Genomic DNA, 15,540 nt, shown 5'->3' with positions numbered 1-15,540 from the left:
AAAAACTCCCGGTGGCGGCCCACTTTTAGCAAAGGTGTAGTTGCGATGAAACGTGTAGGTCTGATCGGTTGGCGTGGAATGGTCGGTTCCGTGCTCATGCAGCGGATGCTCGAAGAGCAGGACTTCGACCTGATCGAGCCGGTGTTCTTCACCACCTCCAACGTCGGTGGCCAAGGCCCGAACGTGGGCAAGGACACTGGCCCGCTCAAGGACGCCTACAGCATCGACGAGCTCAAGACCCTCGACGTGATCCTGACTTGCCAGGGCGGCGACTACACCAACGAAGTCTTCCCCAAGCTGCGCGAAGCCGGCTGGCAGGGCTACTGGATCGACGCGGCCTCATCCCTGCGCATGCAGGACGACGCGGTGATCATCCTCGATCCGGTCAACCGCAAGGTCATCGACCAGCAGCTGGACGCGGGCACCAAGAACTACATCGGCGGCAACTGCACCGTCAGCCTGATGCTGATGGGCCTGGGCGGCCTGTTCGAGGCTGGCCTGGTCGAGTGGATGAGCGCCATGACCTACCAGGCGGCCTCGGGCGCCGGCGCGCAGAACATGCGTGAGCTGATCAAGCAGATGGGCGGTATCCACGCGGCGGTCGCCGATGACCTGGCCAACCCGGCCAGCGCCATCCTCGACATCGACCGCAAGGTGGCCGAGGCCATGCGTGGCGAGGGCTTCCCGACCGACAACTTCGGCGTGCCGCTGGCCGGCAGCCTGATCCCGTGGATCGACAAGGAGCTGCCGAACGGGCAGAGCCGTGAAGAGTGGAAGGCCCAGGCCGAGACCAACAAGATCCTCGGTCGCTTCAAGAGCCCGATCCCGGTCGACGGCATCTGCGTGCGCATTGGTGCCATGCGTTGCCATAGCCAGGCGCTGACCATCAAGCTGAATAAGGATGTGCCGCTGGCGGATATCGAAGGCATGATCAGCCAGCACAACCCCTGGGTGAAGCTGGTGCCTAACCAGCGCGAGATCAGCATGCAGGAGCTGAGCCCTACCAGTGTGACCGGGACGCTCAATGTGCCGGTTGGGCGGCTGCGCAAGCTGAACATGGGGTCGCAGTATCTCGGGGCCTTCACCGTTGGCGACCAGTTGCTGTGGGGCGCTGCGGAGCCGCTGCGGCGGATGTTGCGGATCCTGCTGGAGCGGTGATTCGAGTGGTTTGAGTTGATCTGTTGAAAAGCCCGTGTCGCGAGAGTGATGCGGGCTTTTTTCTGGGCGTTGGATAGCGTGTTGGTTTCGAAGTTTTCATGCGCATTCGTTGGCGAAGTCGGCGTTCTGTGCGTTCGTCGGCGTATCGCCTCAAACATCAATCATTGCTCTGTCACGCAACTGTATTGTTGACTATCCTGCGATCTGTCCCAGTACACTTCGCAACTGTTACGGTATTCTGCTTCGGCAGTGAGTCGCACAAGAACAACGATCCCGTCCGCGCTTCGAGAACATGCCATGACCAACCTGCTGCTGTACCAGCGTATTGCCCAGCAACTGGCTGATGATATCCGTCGGGGTGTCTACCAGCCGGGTGAGCGGGTACCGTCGGTACGCAAGATGAGCGCCCAGCTCAATGTCAGCCACGCCACCGTGCTGCAGGCCTACGCCAATCTCGAGGACCAGGGCCTGATCCGCGCCCGGCCGCAGTCGGGCTACTATGTCCACCAGACCCCGGCACTGACGGCGCAGACCCCGGATATCGCTCGGGTCGAGCGCCCCGGGCTGGTCACCCGGGCAAGCATCATCCAGCAAGTGCTGGTCGAGGCGCGGCGCGATGGCGTCTTTCCTTTCGGTGCGGCAGTCCCTCATGTCGACTACCTGCCCGTGCGCGCTCTGCACCAGCAACTGGCCAAGGTGACGCGCTTCCATAGCCCGCGTGCCTTCAGCTACATGTTCAGCCCCGGCTTTGAGCCGCTGCGTCGGCAGATTGCCATCCGCATGCGCGATGCCGGCGTGCTGGTCGATCCCCGCGAAGTGGTGGTGACCCATGGTTGCGTCGACGCCCTGCAGATGGCGCTGCGGGTCCTGACTCGCCCGGGCGACCTGATCGCCGCCGAGTCGCCCACCTACTACGGGCTGTTGCAACTGGCCGACCTGCTCGGGCTCAAGGTCATCGAGATCCCTAGCGATCCCTCCACCGGCATCAGCCTGGAGGCCCTGCAGCTCGCCGCCAACCAGTGGTCGATCAAGGCCCTGGTGCTGACGGCGCGATTGAGCAACCCGCTGGGCGGCACCATTCCCGAGGAGCGGCAGAAACAGTTGCTGCGTCTAGCCTCGGATTTCGACATCCAGATCGTCGAGGACGATATCTACGGCGAGCTGATGTTCGAGCAAGGGCGCACCAAGTCGCTCAAGGCGTTCGACCGGCTGGACCGGGTGATCTACTGCTCGAGCTTCTCCAAGACCCTGTCGCCGGGGGTAAGGGTCGGCTGGATGATCGCCGGGCGCTACCAGGACGAGATCCAGCGCCTGCAGACCTTCACCACTCACTCGGCGTGCAGCGTCACGCAGATGGCGGTGGCCGCCTACCTGGAGAATGGTGGTTACGACCGCCATCTGCGCTTCATTCGCCAGGAGTACCGCAAGAACCTCAGCGCTTACCAACTGGCGGTTCAGCAGCACTTCCCGGAAGGCACGCAGATGACCCGGCCCACCGGCGGCTTCATTCTCTGGGTCAGTCTGCCGGGGCGGGTCAATACCCAGGAATTGCACGTGCGGGCGCTGGAGCAGGGTATCAGCATCGCCCCCGGTTTGATCTTCAGCAATACCGAGCAGTTCAACCACTGTATCCGACTCAATTGCGGCATTCCCTGGAACCGCGAGGCAGAGCGTGCGGTGATGACGCTGGGGCTCTTGGCCCAGCAATTGTGCCGGGAATCGAACGGCGTGCTGTTGTAGGCTTGTCAGACGTGTCGGGAACAGGGAGCATACGCGTTTTACAGCCTGCGCTCCTGGTACCCATGAAACTGCTTCGTCCTCTCGTCATCGCCCTGTGTTTCGCCTTGCCCTGGTTGTCGGCCGGTGCGGTGCAGGCTGCCGAGCCCGCAGCCAAGACGCAGGGCGTGCACAAGCCGGCGAACAAGGTGTCTACCAAGGCTCCTGCCAAGCCGGTAACCAAGGCCAAGCCCAAACCGAAGGCCAAGCCTGTCAGCAAGGCCGTCGCCAAGCCGCTGCCTCAGCCGAAGATCGACCTGAGCCTGCCGAAGGACATGGTCAAGCATCTCGAGCCGGATCTCGGCAACGGGCCGGTGGTGCGCAAGCCGCTGCTGCCCTCGATGTTTCCCACCAAGCCCGAGTCCGACAGCAGCCCGTTCCAGCTCAACGGCCGACTGATCAGCAACGAAATGCAGCTGCAGTTGCGCAACGACAGTCGGCGGGACGTGGAAGGCGCGGCCATCGAATTCGAATTCCGCAACTGACTGCCGGGTCACGGCTGATTTCATCCGTCCGGCAATTTCAAACATATGTTTGAGCGGTTAGTATCCAGGGACGTTCGTCCCGTTTTGCTCCTGGGAGTCCTGTTGTCATGAAATGCCGCGAGGGCTGTGGTGCCTGCTGCATCGCCCCGTCCATCAGTTCGCCGATCCCTGGCATGCCGCAGGGCAAGCCGGCCGGCGAACGCTGCCTGCACCTGAATGTCGAAAACCTCTGTGCGCTGTTCGGCAAGCCCGAGCGGCCGCAGGTGTGTGGCGGCTTCAAGGCGGAAGCGGACATCTGTGGCAACGATCGTGACGAGGCCATCCGTATCATCGGGTGGCTGGAGCAGATGACGGCGGCGTGACAGGTTGGATCTTCGACAACAAGGAACAAGATGATGAGATCGATCAAAGGTATTGCACTGCTGTGTGGCATGGGCGTCCTGCTGGCACCGACGGCCTGGGCCGAGAACTGGCAGGTGGCCAAGGACGAGGAGGGGATCAAGGTTTCCCTCAGCGAGGTGGCCGGCTCGAAGTACAAGGCCTATCGCGGCGTGACCGTGATCAAGGCGCCGTTGGCCAAGGTCAAGGCGCTGCAGGAAGACGTGGTGGGGGCTTGTGCCTGGATCCACGAGTGCAAGTCGCAGAAGCTGCTCAAGAGCGAAGGTGACCAGAGCTGGACCTACACCCAGTTCAATACACCCTGGCCGGTGACGCCGCGGGATTCGATCCTGCATGTGACCACGGTCCAGGAGGCTGATGGCAGCCTGACGCGCAAGCTTCAGGAGGAGCCGAAGTATCTGCCGGAGGAAAAGGGCTTTGTGCGTGTCGCCCAGGTGGAAGGCTTCTGGAAGCTGGTGCCCAAGGGTGACAGCACCGAGGTGACCTACCAGGTGCACACCGAGCCGGGCGGCAGCGTGCCGTCGTGGCTGGCCAACAAGTTCGTGGTCGATGCGCCGTTCAATACCCTGAAGGGGTTGAAAGAGCGCGCCGAGAAGAACTAAAGGCTGGCGTGTCCTCTGTGTAGGAGCGGCCTTGTGCCGCGAAAGGGCTGCGCAGCGGCCCCGGCGATTTTGAGTCTGGCACGAGATCCTGGGGCTGCTGTGCAGCCCTTTCGCGGCACAAGGCCGCTCCTACACAGGGGAAGGGTATATAGGCCGGAACAAAAAAGGCTGCCCGAAGGCAGCCTTTTTGCGTTCAGCCAAAAGGCTTACTTGCGGTCTTTCAGGTCAACGATGTCACGCTGCTCGTAACCGGTGTACAGCTGGCGCGGGCGGCCGATCTTGTACGGGCCGGAGAGCATTTCCTTCCAGTGCGAGATCCAGCCCACGGTACGTGCCAGGGCGAAGATCACGGTGAACATGCTGGTCGGGATGCCGATGGCCTTGAGGATGATGCCCGAGTAGAAGTCGACGTTCGGGTACAGCGAGCGCTCGATGAAGTATGGATCGGTCAGGGCGATCTCTTCCAGGCGCATGGCCAGTTCCAGCTGCGGATCGTTTTTGATGCCCAGCTCGCCCAGGACTTCGTCGCAGGTCTTCTTCATCACGGTGGCGCGCGGGTCGCGGTTCTTGTACACGCGGTGACCGAAGCCCATGAGTTTGAACGGATCGTTCTTGTCCTTGGCCTTGGCGATGAACTTGTCGATGTTCGAAACATCGCCGATTTCATCGAGCATGGTCAGTACGGCTTCGTTCGCACCGCCGTGGGCTGGGCCCCACAGTGCAGCGATGCCGGCAGCGATACAGGCGAACGGGTTGGCGCCCGAGGAGCCCGCCAGGCGTACTGTGGAGGTGGAGGCGTTCTGCTCGTGATCGGCGTGGAGGATGAAGATCCGGTCCATCGCCTTGGCCAGCACCGGGCTGATCGGTTTGATCTCGCACGGGGTGTTGAACATCATGTGCAGGAAGTTTTCCGCGTACGACAGGTCGTTGCGCGGGTACATCATGGGCTGGCCCATGGAGTACTTGTAGACCATCGCGGCCAGGGTCGGCATCTTGGCGACCAGGCGCACCGCGGAGATTTCGCGGTGTTGCGGGTTATTGATGTCCAGCGAGTCGTGATAGAACGCCGACAGGGCGCCGACCACGCCGCACATCACCGCCATTGGGTGGGCGTCGCGGCGGAAGCCGTTGAAGAACGATTTCAGCTGCTCGTGAACCATGGTGTGGTTCTTCACGGTGCTGACGAACTGGGCCTTCTGCTCGGCATTCGGCAGTTCGCCGTTGAGCAGCAGGTAGCAGGTCTCGAGGTAGTCCGATTGTTCGGCGAGCTGTTCGATCGGGTAGCCGCGGTGCAGCAGGACACCCTTGTCGCCGTCGATGTAGGTGATCTTCGACTCGCACGAGGCGGTCGCCATGAAACCGGGGTCGAAGGTGAAGTGGCCGGATGCCCCCAACCCGCGGACGTCGATAACATCGGGACCAACGGTGCCGGTTAAAATGGGCAGCTCGACGGGGGCAGCGCCCTCGATGATCAACTGCGCTTTTTTGTCAGCCATGTGGCCTCCTATTAATGCTTGAAATCATCAGACAGACCCCCCACGCAGGGCCCGCACCACTATAGAGGGATAAATTCGAATGTCAATTTGCCTAAAGGCTGGTTGAAACGCCCCCTGAAGCCTGGTTTTTCACGAAATTCTCGCCCGTTTACGCCTTTTGTTCACTAAAGGCAATGCGCTATTTGGGCGAGCCCCTCACGTTGTCATAAGCAGCCTAACTGTCTATACTCGGCAGCCGACTCCCAGGGGCTTTCAAGCCCGCCCTGCTGGGTGTCGTCGCTCTCCTGGGTGGTGGGTACCTGACCAGTACACTTACCAACAACTTTGCCCTGTTAGCTAGGGGCTCTTCAGTGTGAAAAAAGCCGTGAAAAGCCAACGACCTGTAAACCTAGACCTAAGGACCATCAAACTCCCGATCACCGCGTACACGTCCATTCTTCACCGTATCTCCGGCGTCATCCTGTTCCTCGGCCTTGCCATCATGCTGTACGCATTGAGCAAGTCGCTGGGTGGCGAGGAAGGCTTTGCCGAGGTGAAGGCGTGTCTGACCAGTCCGCTGGCCAAACTGGTGACCTGGGGCCTGCTGTCCGGCCTGCTGTATCACCTCGTGGCAGGTGTGCGCCACCTGATCATGGACATGGGCATCGGTGAGACGCTGGAAGGCGGCAAGCTGGGCTCGAAAATCGTGATCGTCATCTCCGTGGTGCTGATCGTTCTGGCAGGAGTTTGGGTATGGTAACTAACGTCACGAACCTGTCGCGTTCGGGCCTCTACGACTGGATGGCGCAGCGCGTCTCGGCGGTCGTTCTCGCGGCTTACTTCATCTTCCTGATTGGCTACCTCGCCGCCCACCCGGGTATCGACTACGCCCAGTGGCACGCTCTGTTCTCCAACAACGCGATGCGCATCTTCAGTCTGCTGGCCCTCGTTGCCCTGGGCGCTCACGCCTGGGTCGGCATGTGGACCATTGCCACCGACTACCTGACGCCGATGTCCTTCGGCAAGTCGGCGACTGCGATTCGTTTCCTGTTCCAGGCGGTATGCGGTGTAGCGATGTTCGCTTACTTCGTCTGGGGTGTGCAGATTCTCTGGGGTATCTGATTCATGGCTAACATTCCTACGATTTCCTTCGACGCCATCATTATCGGTGGCGGCGGCGCTGGCATGCGTGCAGCGCTGCAGCTGGCTCAAGGCGGCCACAAGACCGCCGTAGTCACCAAGGTGTTCCCGACCCGTTCGCACACCGTATCCGCCCAGGGCGGCATCACCTGCGCCATCGCTTCGGCCGACCCGAACGACGACTGGCGCTGGCACATGTACGACACCGTCAAGGGTTCCGACTACATCGGTGACCAGGACGCGATCGAATACATGTGTCAGGAAGGTCCGGCCGCGGTCTTCGAGCTGGACCACATGGGCCTGCCGTTCTCGCGTACCGAGACTGGCCGCATCTACCAGCGCCCGTTCGGTGGCCAGTCCAAGGACTTCGGTAAAGGTGGCCAGGCCGCCCGTACCTGCGCCGCTTCCGACCGTACCGGTCACGCGCTGCTGCACACCCTGTACCAGGGCAACCTGAAAGCAGGCACCACCTTCCTCAACGAGTACTACGCTGTCGATCTGGTGAAGAACCAGGACGGCGCTTTCGTCGGTGTGATCGCGATCTGCATCGAAACCGGCGAAACCATGTACATCAAGTCCAAGGCCACCGTTCTGGCAACTGGCGGTGCCGGTCGTATCTACGCCTCCACCACCAACGCCCTGATCAACACCGGTGACGGTGTCGGCATGGCCCTGCGTGCCGGCGTGCCGGTGCAGGACATCGAGATGTGGCAGTTCCACCCGACCGGCATCGCCGGCGCCGGTGTACTGGTCACCGAGGGTTGCCGCGGTGAGGGTGGTTACCTGATCAACGCCCACGGCGAGCGCTTCATGGAGCGTTACGCGCCGAACGCGAAGGACCTGGCTGGTCGCGACGTGGTTGCCCGTTCCATGGTCAAAGAGATCATCGCCGGCAACGGCGTGGGCCCGAACAAGGACCACGTACTGCTGAAGCTGGACCACCTGGGCGAGGAAGTGCTGCACAGCCGCCTGCCAGGTATCTGCGAACTGTCCAAGACCTTCGCCCACGTCGATCCAGTGGTCGCGCCAGTGCCGGTCATCCCGACCTGCCATTACATGATGGGCGGCGTTGCCACCAACATTCATGGCCAGGCAATCACCATGGACGCCGAAGGCAACGACCACATCATTCCTGGTCTGTTCGCCGTGGGTGAAGTGGCGTGCGTATCGGTTCACGGCGCCAACCGCCTGGGCGGCAACTCGCTGCTCGACCTGGTGGTCTTCGGTCGCGCCGCCGGCCTGCACCTGGAGAAGGCGCTGAGCGACGGCGTCGAGTACCGCGATGCCAGCGACACCGACATCGACGTTGCCCTGAACCGCCTGAGCAAGCTCAACGAGCGCACCACCGGCGAAGACGTCGCCAGCCTCAAGCGCGAGCTGCAGAGCTGCATGCAGAACTACTTCGGTGTATTCCGTACCGGCGAATACATGCAGAAGGGTATCGAGCAGCTGGCTGGCCTGCGTGACCGCATCGCCAACGTCAAGATCAACGACAAGTCCCAGGCCTTCAACACTGCGCGTATCGAAGCGCTGGAGCTGCAGAACCTGCTGGAAGTCGCCGAAGCGACCGCCATTGCCGCTGAAGCCCGTAAAGAGTCCCGCGGCGCGCACGCCCGTGAAGACTTCGAAGACCGTGACGACGAAAACTGGCTGTGCCACACCCTGTACTACCCGGGTGAGAAGCGCGTCGCCAAGCGTGGCGTCAACTTTGCGCCGAAGACAGTTCCTGCCTTCGAACCGAAAGTCCGGACTTACTAAGGGTGGCCGCTATGTTGCAAGTCGAAGTTTATCGTTACAACCCGGACACCGATTCGGCGCCGAAGATGCAGACCTTCCAGGTCGACACCGGCGGCAAGGATCTGATGGTCCTGGACGTCCTGGCGCTTATCAAGGAGCAGGACGAGGGCTTCTCGTACCGTCGCTCCTGCCGTGAAGGCGTGTGCGGTTCCGACGGCATGAACATCAACGGCAAGAACGGCCTGGCGTGCATCACGCCGCTGTCCGCTGTCGTAAAAGGTAACAAGTTGGTCCTGCGTCCGCTGCCAGGCCTGCCGGTTATCCGTGACCTGGTCGTCGATATGAGCATCTTCTACAAGCAGTACGAGAAGGTGAAGCCGTTCCTGCAGAACGACACGCCGGCCCCGGCCATCGAGCGTCTGCAGTCGCCGGAAGATCGCGACAAGCTGGACGGTCTGTACGAGTGCATCCTGTGCGCCTGCTGCTCGACCTCCTGCCCGTCGTTCTGGTGGAACCCGGACAAGTTCCTAGGCCCTGCCGCACTGCTGCAGGCCTACCGTTTCCTGGCCGACAGCCGCGACACCAAGACTCAGGAGCGCCTGGCGTCCCTGGATGACCCGTTCAGCGTGTTCCGCTGCCGCGGGATCATGAACTGCGTGAACGTTTGCCCGAAAGGTCTGAATCCGACCAAGGCAATCGGCCACGTACGTAACATGCTGCTGCAAAGCGGCACCTGATTCAAAGCGTTGTACCTGCAGTAAGCCGAGGTGCGGGTGGTGAGCCCGCACTGAGGTAAAACCCGAGCAAGGGCTCAAAAAGCCCGCGCTCATTACCTATGAAGATATGAGACCAGCAGGGGCTTCCGGGCTGGTACCCGGAAAATCAGCAGGATCCAGGTGGCGTGGTTCAGTCGCTGTGTTCGGACTTTTCCAGGTTTGCTGTGGCTCTCGCCGATCAGTCCCCTAACCGAGGGTGACCAAGCATGCAAGAAAGCGTGATGCAGCGCATGTGGGATAGCGCCCACCTTTCAGGTGGTAACGCTGCATATGTGGAAGAGCTTTATGAGCTCTACCTGCACGACCCTAACGCTGTGCCAGAAGAGTGGCGCACTTACTTCCAGAAGTTGCCCGCCGACGGCAGCACCGCTACCGATGTATCGCACTCGACGATCCGCGACCATTTCGTACTGCTGGCAAAGAACCAGCGCCGCGCCCAACCGGTATCCGCCGGGAGCGTGAGCAGTGAACACGAGAAGAAGCAGGTTGAAGTGCTGCGACTGATCCAGGCCTATCGTATGCGCGGCCATCAGGCTGCCAAGCTCGACCCGTTGGGGTTGTGGCAGCGTCCTGCGCCCGTAGACCTGTCGATCAATCACTACGGCTTGACCAATGCCGATCTTGATACGACCTTCCGTGCCGGCGACCTGTTCATCGGCAAAGAGGAAGCGAGCCTACGCGAAATCTTCGAGGCGCTCGAGAAGACATATTGTCGCACCATTGGTGCCGAATTCACCCACATCGTCGATTCCGAGCAGCGCAGCTGGTTCCAGCAGCGCCTGGAAAGCGTGCGTGGCCGTCCGGAATTCTCCGCCGACGTGCAGGCTCACCTGCTCGAGCGCGTCACGGCCGGTGAGGGCCTGGAGAAGTACCTGGGCACCAAGTACCCGGGCACCAAGCGCTTCGGCCTCGAGGGTGGCGAAAGCCTGATCCCGATGCTGGACGAAATGATCCAGCGCTCCGGTTCCTACGGCACCAAGGAAGTCGTGATCGGCATGGCCCACCGTGGCCGCCTGAACGTGCTCGTCAACACCTTCGGCAAGAACCCGCGCGAGCTGTTCGACGAGTTCGAAGGCAAGAAGATGAACGAGCTGGGCTCCGGTGACGTGAAGTATCACCAGGGCTTCTCCTCCAACGTGATGACCCCTGGTGGCGAAGTTCACCTGGCCATGGCGTTCAACCCCTCCCACCTGGAAATCGTCTCGCCAGTGGTGGAAGGTTCGGTTCGCGCCCGCCAGGATCGCCGCAACGACACCGTTGGCGACAAGGTTCTGCCGATCTCCATCCACGGTGACGCAGCGTTCGCCGGCCAGGGTGTGGTCATGGAAACCTTCCAGATGTCGCAGACCCGCGGTTTCAAGACCGGCGGCACCGTGCACATCGTGATCAACAACCAGGTCGGTTTCACCATCAGCAACCCGCTGGATGCGCGCTCCACCGAGTACGCCACCGACGTTGCCAAGATGATCCAGGCGCCGATCCTGCACGTGAACGGCGACGATCCGGAAGCGGTGATGTTCGTCACCCAGCTGGCCATCGACTACCGCATGCAGTTCAAGCGTGACGTGGTTATCGACCTGGTCTGCTACCGTCGTCGCGGCCACAACGAGGCCGACGAGCCGAACGGCACCCAGCCTTTGATGTACCAGCAGATCAGCAAGCAGCGCACTACCCGTGAGCTGTACGCCGAGCAGCTGATCAGCGCCGGTCGCATCGACGCCGAGCGCGCCCAGGCCAAGATCGACGAGTACCGCAACGCCCTGGACAACGGCCTGCACGTGGTCAAGAGCCTGGTCAAGGAGCCGAACCGCGAGCTGTTCGTCGACTGGCGTCCGTACCTGGGCCATGCCTGGACCGCGCGTCACGACACCCGCTTCGACCTCAAGACCCTGCAGGAACTGTCGGCCAAGCTGCTCGAGCTGCCTGAAGGTTTCGTCGTCCAGCGCCAGGTCGCGAAGATCTACGAAGATCGCCAGAAGATGCAGGCCGGTGGCTTGCCGATCAACTGGGGTTATGCAGAGACCATGGCCTACGCCACCCTGCAGTTCGAAGGTCACCCGATCCGCATGACCGGCCAGGACATCGGCCGTGGCACCTTCTCGCACCGTCACGCGGTGCTGCACAACCAGAAGGACGCCAGCACCTACGTGCCGCTGAAGAACCTGTTCCCGGGCCAGCCGCGCTTCGACCTGTACGACTCCTTCCTCTCGGAAGAAGCGGTACTGGCCTTCGAATACGGCTACTCGACCACCACGCCGAACGCGCTGGTGATCTGGGAGGCCCAGTTCGGCGACTTCGCCAACGGCGCGCAAGTGGTGATCGACCAGTTCATTACCAGCGGCGAGCACAAGTGGGGCCGTCTGTGCGGTCTGACCATGCTGCTGCCACACGGCTATGAAGGCCAGGGTCCGGAGCACTCCTCCGCGCGTCTGGAGCGCTACCTGCAGCTGTGCGCCGAGCACAACATCCAGGTCTGCGTGCCGACCACCCCGGCACAGATCTACCACCTGCTGCGTCGCCAGGTCATCCGTCCGCTGCGCAAGCCGCTGGTCGTGCTGACGCCGAAGTCGCTGCTGCGCCACAAGCTGGCCATCTCGACCCTGGAAGACCTGGCCGATGGCTCGTTCCAGACCGTGATCCCGGAAATCGACACCCTGGATCCTGCCAAGGTCGAGCGCCTGGTGCTGGCCAGCGGCAAGGTCTACTACGACCTGCTGGAAAAACGCCGTGCCGAAGGCCGCGAAGACATCGCCATCGTGCGTATCGAGCAGCTGTATCCGTTCCCTGAGGACGACCTGGTCGAGATCCTCGCGCCTTACACCAACCTCAAGCACGCAGTGTGGTGTCAGGAAGAGCCGATGAACCAGGGCGCCTGGTACAGCAGCCAGCACCACATGCGCCGTATCCTGGGCCGCCACAACAAGGCGCTGGTCCTGGAATACGCCGGTCGCGACGCTTCCGCCGCGCCAGCTTGTGGTTACGCATCGAAGCACGCCGAACAGCAGGAAAAACTGCTGCAAGACGCCTTCACTGTCTAACGCCTTCGCGCACCTGAAACCGAATTTAAGGAAACACAGATAATGGCTATCGAGATCAAAGCCCCAACCTTCCCGGAATCGGTTGCCGATGGCACCGTTGCCACCTGGCACAAGCAGCCGGGCGACGCCGTCAAGCGTGACGAGCTGATCGTCGACATCGAGACCGACAAGGTCGTCCTGGAAGTCCTGGCCACCGCCGACGGCGTGCTGGGCGCCATCGTCAAGGGCGAGGGCGACACCGTCCTGTCCGACGAAGTCCTGGGCTCGATCGTTGAAGGTGGCGCCGCCGCCGCCGCCGCCGCCGCCGCACCGGCTGCCGCGCCTGCCGCTGCTGCTCCGGCCGCCGCTGCCGCCGACGCTGGCGAAGACGACCCGGTTGCCGCTCCAGCCGCGCGCAAGCTGGCTGAAGAGAACGGCATCGACCTGGCTACCGTTGCCGGCACCGGCAAGGGCGGTCGCATCACCAAGGAAGACGTCGTCGCCGCCGTCGCCAACAAGAAGTCGGCCCCAGCCGCTGCACCGGCTGCCAAGCCGGCCGCTGCTGCCGCTGCCCCGGTCGTCGTCGCCGCTGGCGACCGCACCGAGAAGCGCGTGCCGATGACCCGCCTGCGCGCCAAGATCGCCGAGCGTCTGGTCGAAGCACAGTCGAACATGGCAATGCTGACCACCTTCAACGAAGTCGACATGACCGAAGTCATGGCCCTGCGTTCGAAGTACAAGGACCTGTTCGAGAAGACCCACAACGGCGTGCGCCTGGGCTTCATGTCGTTCTTCGTCAAGGCTGCCACCGAGGCGCTGAAGCGCTTCCCGGCAGTCAACGCCTCGATCGACGGCAACGACATCGTCTACCACGGCTTCGCTGACGTCGGCGTTGCCGTCTCCAGCGACCGTGGCCTGGTGGTACCGGTGCTGCGCAACGCCGAATCGATGTCGCTGGCCGAGATCGAGAACGGCATCGCCACCTTCGGCAAGAAAGCCCGTGACGGCAAGCTGTCGATCGAAGAGATGACTGGCGGTACCTTCACCATCACCAACGGTGGTACCTTCGGCTCGATGATGTCGACCCCGATCGTCAACCCGCCGCAGGCCGCGATCCTGGGTATGCACAACATCATCCAGCGCCCGATGGCCATCAATGGCCAAGTGGTGATCCGCCCGATGATGTACCTGGCGCTGTCCTATGACCACCGCCTGATCGACGGCAAGGAAGCGGTAACCTTCCTGGTGACCATCAAGAACCTGCTGGAAGATCCGTCTCGCCTGCTGCTGGACATCTAATCAACTAGCTGCGCGCCGCCGGCCCCGCTCTTCGCAAGAGGCGGGGCCGTGCGGTACGCGGCCTGTAGCTTGTAGCTGATAAGGAATCTTTTATGACCCAGAAATTCGACGTAGTGGTGATTGGTGCAGGTCCTGGCGGCTATGTTGCCGCCATCAAGGCTGCCCAACTCGGTCTGAAGACTGCCTGTATCGAGAAATACACCGACGCCGAGGGCAAGCTGGCCCTGGGCGGCACCTGCCTGAACGTGGGTTGCATTCCGTCCAAGGCGCTGCTGGACAGCTCCTGGAAGTACAAGGAAGCCAAAGAGAGCTTCAACGTGCACGGCATCTCCACTGGCGAAGTGAAGATGGACGTGGCCGCGATGGTTGGCCGCAAGGCCGGCATCGTCAAGAACCTGACCGGTGGCGTCGCCACCCTGTTCAAGGCCAACGGCGTCACTTCGATCCAGGGCCACGGCAAGTTGCTGGCCGGCAAGAAAGTCGAAGTCACCAAGGCTGACGGCACCACCGAAGTCATCGAAGCCGAGAACGTGATTCTGGCTTCGGGTTCGCGCCCGATCGACATTCCGCCGGCCCCGGTCGACCAGAACGTCATCGTCGACTCCACCGGCGCCCTGGAATTCCAGACCGTACCGAAGCGCCTGGGCGTCATCGGTGCCGGCGTCATCGGCCTGGAGCTGGGCTCGGTATGGGCCCGCCTGGGTGCCGAAGTCACCGTCCTGGAAGCCCTGGACACCTTCCTGATGGCTGCCGACACCGCCGTGTCGAAAGAAGCCCAGAAGACCCTGACCAAGCAAGGCCTGGACATCAAGCTGGGCGCTCGCGTCACTGGCTCGAAAGTCAACGGCAACGAAGTCGAAGTCACCTACACCAACGCCGAAGGCGAGCAGAAGATCACCTTCGACAAGCTGATCGTTGCGGTCGGCCGTCGTCCGGTGACCACCGATCTGCTGGCTGCCGACAGCGGCGTGACCATCGACGAGCGTGGCTACATCTTCGTCGACGATCACTGCGCCACCAGCGTTCCGGGCGTCTACGCCATCGGTGACGTGGTACGCGGCATGATGCTGGCGCACAAGGCCTCGGAAGAGGGCATCATGGTCGTCGAGCGCATCAAGGGCCACAAAGCCCAGATGAACTACGACCTGATCCCGTCGGTCATCTACACCCACCCGGAAATCGCGTGGGTCGGCAAGACCGAACAGGCGTTGAAAGCCGAAGGCGTTGAGGTTAACGTGGGCACCTTCCCGTTCGCGGCCAGCGGCCGTGCGATGGCGGCCAACGACACCGGTGGTTTCGTCAAGGTCATCGCTGATGCCAAGACCGACCGCGTACTGGGCGTTCACGTGATCGGCCCATCGGCTGCCGAGCTGGTGCAGCAGGGCGCGATCGCAATGGAATTCGGCACCAGTGCCGAGGACCTGGGCATGATGGTCTTCAGCCATCCGACCCTGTCCGAAGCGTTGCATGAAGCAGCGCTGGCGGTGAATGGCGGTGCCATTCACGTCGCCAACCGTAAGAAGCGTTAATTATAAGAAACCACGGCGGGCTGCCCGTCGTGGGTCTTGCGTGCAAGACTCACCGCGGAACGTCCGCCGGACCGGATCACACGGGAAAACCCGGGGTCAACGGTCACAGGTGGTGCGGCGCCAGTAATGGCGCAGCGCCGAAGCGCA

Annotated in this window: 13 protein-coding genes; 12 read left to right on the top strand and 1 reads right to left on the bottom strand. The window is 62.1% G+C overall.

Features of this window, described 5'->3' with window-relative positions:
- Nucleotides 1-45 precede the first annotated feature (45 nt).
- The 5 genes from asd (at nucleotide 46) to V0R62_RS10820 (ending at nucleotide 4,420) form a co-directional block, all read left to right on the top strand.
- Nucleotides 46-1,158 carry an aspartate-semialdehyde dehydrogenase gene (asd, locus tag V0R62_RS10840; protein ID WP_330103723.1) on the top strand — a complete coding sequence of 371 codons (1,113 nt, stop codon included), beginning with the start codon at nucleotides 46-48 and terminating at the stop codon, nucleotides 1,156-1,158.
- Nucleotides 1,159-1,455: 297 nt separating this feature from the next.
- Nucleotides 1,456-2,898, top strand: a complete 1,443-nt coding sequence (locus V0R62_RS10835) for an aminotransferase-like domain-containing protein (RefSeq protein WP_330103722.1) — start codon at nucleotides 1,456-1,458, stop codon at nucleotides 2,896-2,898.
- 62 nt (nucleotides 2,899-2,960) lie between these two features.
- Nucleotides 2,961-3,419: a hypothetical protein gene (locus V0R62_RS10830; RefSeq protein WP_330103721.1), complete on the top strand. Its 459-nt coding sequence runs from the start codon at nucleotides 2,961-2,963 to the stop codon at nucleotides 3,417-3,419.
- Nucleotides 3,420-3,526: 107 nt separating this feature from the next.
- Nucleotides 3,527-3,781 carry a YkgJ family cysteine cluster protein gene (locus V0R62_RS10825; protein WP_023628900.1) on the top strand — a complete coding sequence of 85 codons (255 nt, stop codon included), beginning with the start codon at nucleotides 3,527-3,529 and terminating at the stop codon, nucleotides 3,779-3,781.
- 33 nt (nucleotides 3,782-3,814) lie between these two features.
- Nucleotides 3,815-4,420, top strand: a complete 606-nt coding sequence (locus V0R62_RS10820) for an START domain-containing protein (protein ID WP_232856385.1) — start codon at nucleotides 3,815-3,817, stop codon at nucleotides 4,418-4,420.
- Nucleotides 4,421-4,626: 206 nt separating this feature from the next.
- Here the strand turns inward: V0R62_RS10820 and gltA are convergent, their stop codons facing one another.
- The gene (gene gltA, locus V0R62_RS10815) at nucleotides 4,627-5,916 is read right to left on the bottom strand and encodes a citrate synthase (RefSeq protein WP_280081133.1); all 1,290 of its coding nucleotides are present in this window, start codon (nucleotides 5,914-5,916) and stop codon (nucleotides 4,627-4,629) included.
- Nucleotides 5,917-6,268: 352 nt separating this feature from the next.
- On the opposite strand from gltA, the gene sdhC reads away from it, so the two are divergent.
- The 7 genes from sdhC to lpdA all read left to right on the top strand — a co-directional run bounded on the left by sdhC (nucleotide 6,269) and on the right by lpdA (nucleotide 15,393).
- A complete protein-coding gene (gene sdhC / locus V0R62_RS10810; RefSeq protein ID WP_088852917.1) occupies nucleotides 6,269-6,655 on the top strand; it encodes a succinate dehydrogenase, cytochrome b556 subunit in 387 nt (128 codons plus the stop codon).
- A complete protein-coding gene (gene sdhD, locus V0R62_RS10805) occupies nucleotides 6,649-7,017 on the top strand; it encodes a succinate dehydrogenase, hydrophobic membrane anchor protein (RefSeq protein WP_028690455.1) in 369 nt (122 codons plus the stop codon). Before sdhC ends, sdhD begins: the two co-directional genes overlap by 7 nt.
- 3 nt (nucleotides 7,018-7,020) lie before the next feature.
- Complete coding sequence (sdhA, locus tag V0R62_RS10800; protein ID WP_028690456.1) at nucleotides 7,021-8,793, top strand: succinate dehydrogenase flavoprotein subunit; 1,773 nt, start codon at nucleotides 7,021-7,023, stop codon at nucleotides 8,791-8,793.
- Between the two features lie 11 nt (nucleotides 8,794-8,804).
- A complete protein-coding gene (locus V0R62_RS10795) occupies nucleotides 8,805-9,509 on the top strand; it encodes a succinate dehydrogenase iron-sulfur subunit (protein ID WP_028690457.1) in 705 nt (234 codons plus the stop codon).
- A gap of 245 nt (nucleotides 9,510-9,754) precedes the next feature.
- Nucleotides 9,755-12,586: a 2-oxoglutarate dehydrogenase E1 component gene (locus V0R62_RS10790; RefSeq protein ID WP_330103720.1), complete on the top strand. Its 2,832-nt coding sequence runs from the start codon at nucleotides 9,755-9,757 to the stop codon at nucleotides 12,584-12,586.
- Nucleotides 12,587-12,628: 42 nt separating this feature from the next.
- Entirely contained in the window at nucleotides 12,629-13,864 is a 1,236-nt protein-coding gene (gene odhB, locus V0R62_RS10785) for a 2-oxoglutarate dehydrogenase complex dihydrolipoyllysine-residue succinyltransferase (protein ID WP_330103719.1), read from the top strand.
- A 92-nt stretch (nucleotides 13,865-13,956) separates the two neighbouring features.
- Entirely contained in the window at nucleotides 13,957-15,393 is a 1,437-nt protein-coding gene (gene lpdA, locus V0R62_RS10780; RefSeq protein ID WP_330103718.1) for a dihydrolipoyl dehydrogenase, read from the top strand.
- Nucleotides 15,394-15,540 lie beyond the last annotated feature (147 nt).

The organism is Pseudomonas carassii (genome assembly GCF_036324045.1).
GTDB lineage: Bacteria > Pseudomonadota > Gammaproteobacteria > Pseudomonadales > Pseudomonadaceae > Aquipseudomonas > Aquipseudomonas peradeniyensis.
This window is presented reverse-complemented; position numbering and strand designations above follow the sequence as displayed.

What these genes read in the sequence shown, in the direction of transcription:
- gltA (WP_280081133.1), bottom strand. Translation starts at nt 5,916, where the DNA reads ATGGCTGACAAAAAAGCGCAGTTGATCATCGAGGGCGCTGCCCCCGTC.
- V0R62_RS10835 (WP_330103722.1), top strand. Translation starts at nt 1,456, where the DNA reads ATGACCAACCTGCTGCTGTACCAGCGTATTGCCCAGCAACTGGCTGAT.
- V0R62_RS10830 (WP_330103721.1), top strand. Translation starts at nt 2,961, where the DNA reads ATGAAACTGCTTCGTCCTCTCGTCATCGCCCTGTGTTTCGCCTTGCCC.
- V0R62_RS10820 (WP_232856385.1), top strand. Translation starts at nt 3,815, where the DNA reads ATGAGATCGATCAAAGGTATTGCACTGCTGTGTGGCATGGGCGTCCTG.
- lpdA (WP_330103718.1), top strand. Translation starts at nt 13,957, where the DNA reads ATGACCCAGAAATTCGACGTAGTGGTGATTGGTGCAGGTCCTGGCGGC.
- sdhD (WP_028690455.1), top strand. Translation starts at nt 6,649, where the DNA reads ATGGTAACTAACGTCACGAACCTGTCGCGTTCGGGCCTCTACGACTGG.
- V0R62_RS10795 (WP_028690457.1), top strand. Translation starts at nt 8,805, where the DNA reads ATGTTGCAAGTCGAAGTTTATCGTTACAACCCGGACACCGATTCGGCG.
- V0R62_RS10825 (WP_023628900.1), top strand. Translation starts at nt 3,527, where the DNA reads ATGAAATGCCGCGAGGGCTGTGGTGCCTGCTGCATCGCCCCGTCCATC.
- asd (WP_330103723.1), top strand. Translation starts at nt 46, where the DNA reads ATGAAACGTGTAGGTCTGATCGGTTGGCGTGGAATGGTCGGTTCCGTG.
- sdhA (WP_028690456.1), top strand. Translation starts at nt 7,021, where the DNA reads ATGGCTAACATTCCTACGATTTCCTTCGACGCCATCATTATCGGTGGC.
- V0R62_RS10790 (WP_330103720.1), top strand. Translation starts at nt 9,755, where the DNA reads ATGCAAGAAAGCGTGATGCAGCGCATGTGGGATAGCGCCCACCTTTCA.
- odhB (WP_330103719.1), top strand. Translation starts at nt 12,629, where the DNA reads ATGGCTATCGAGATCAAAGCCCCAACCTTCCCGGAATCGGTTGCCGAT.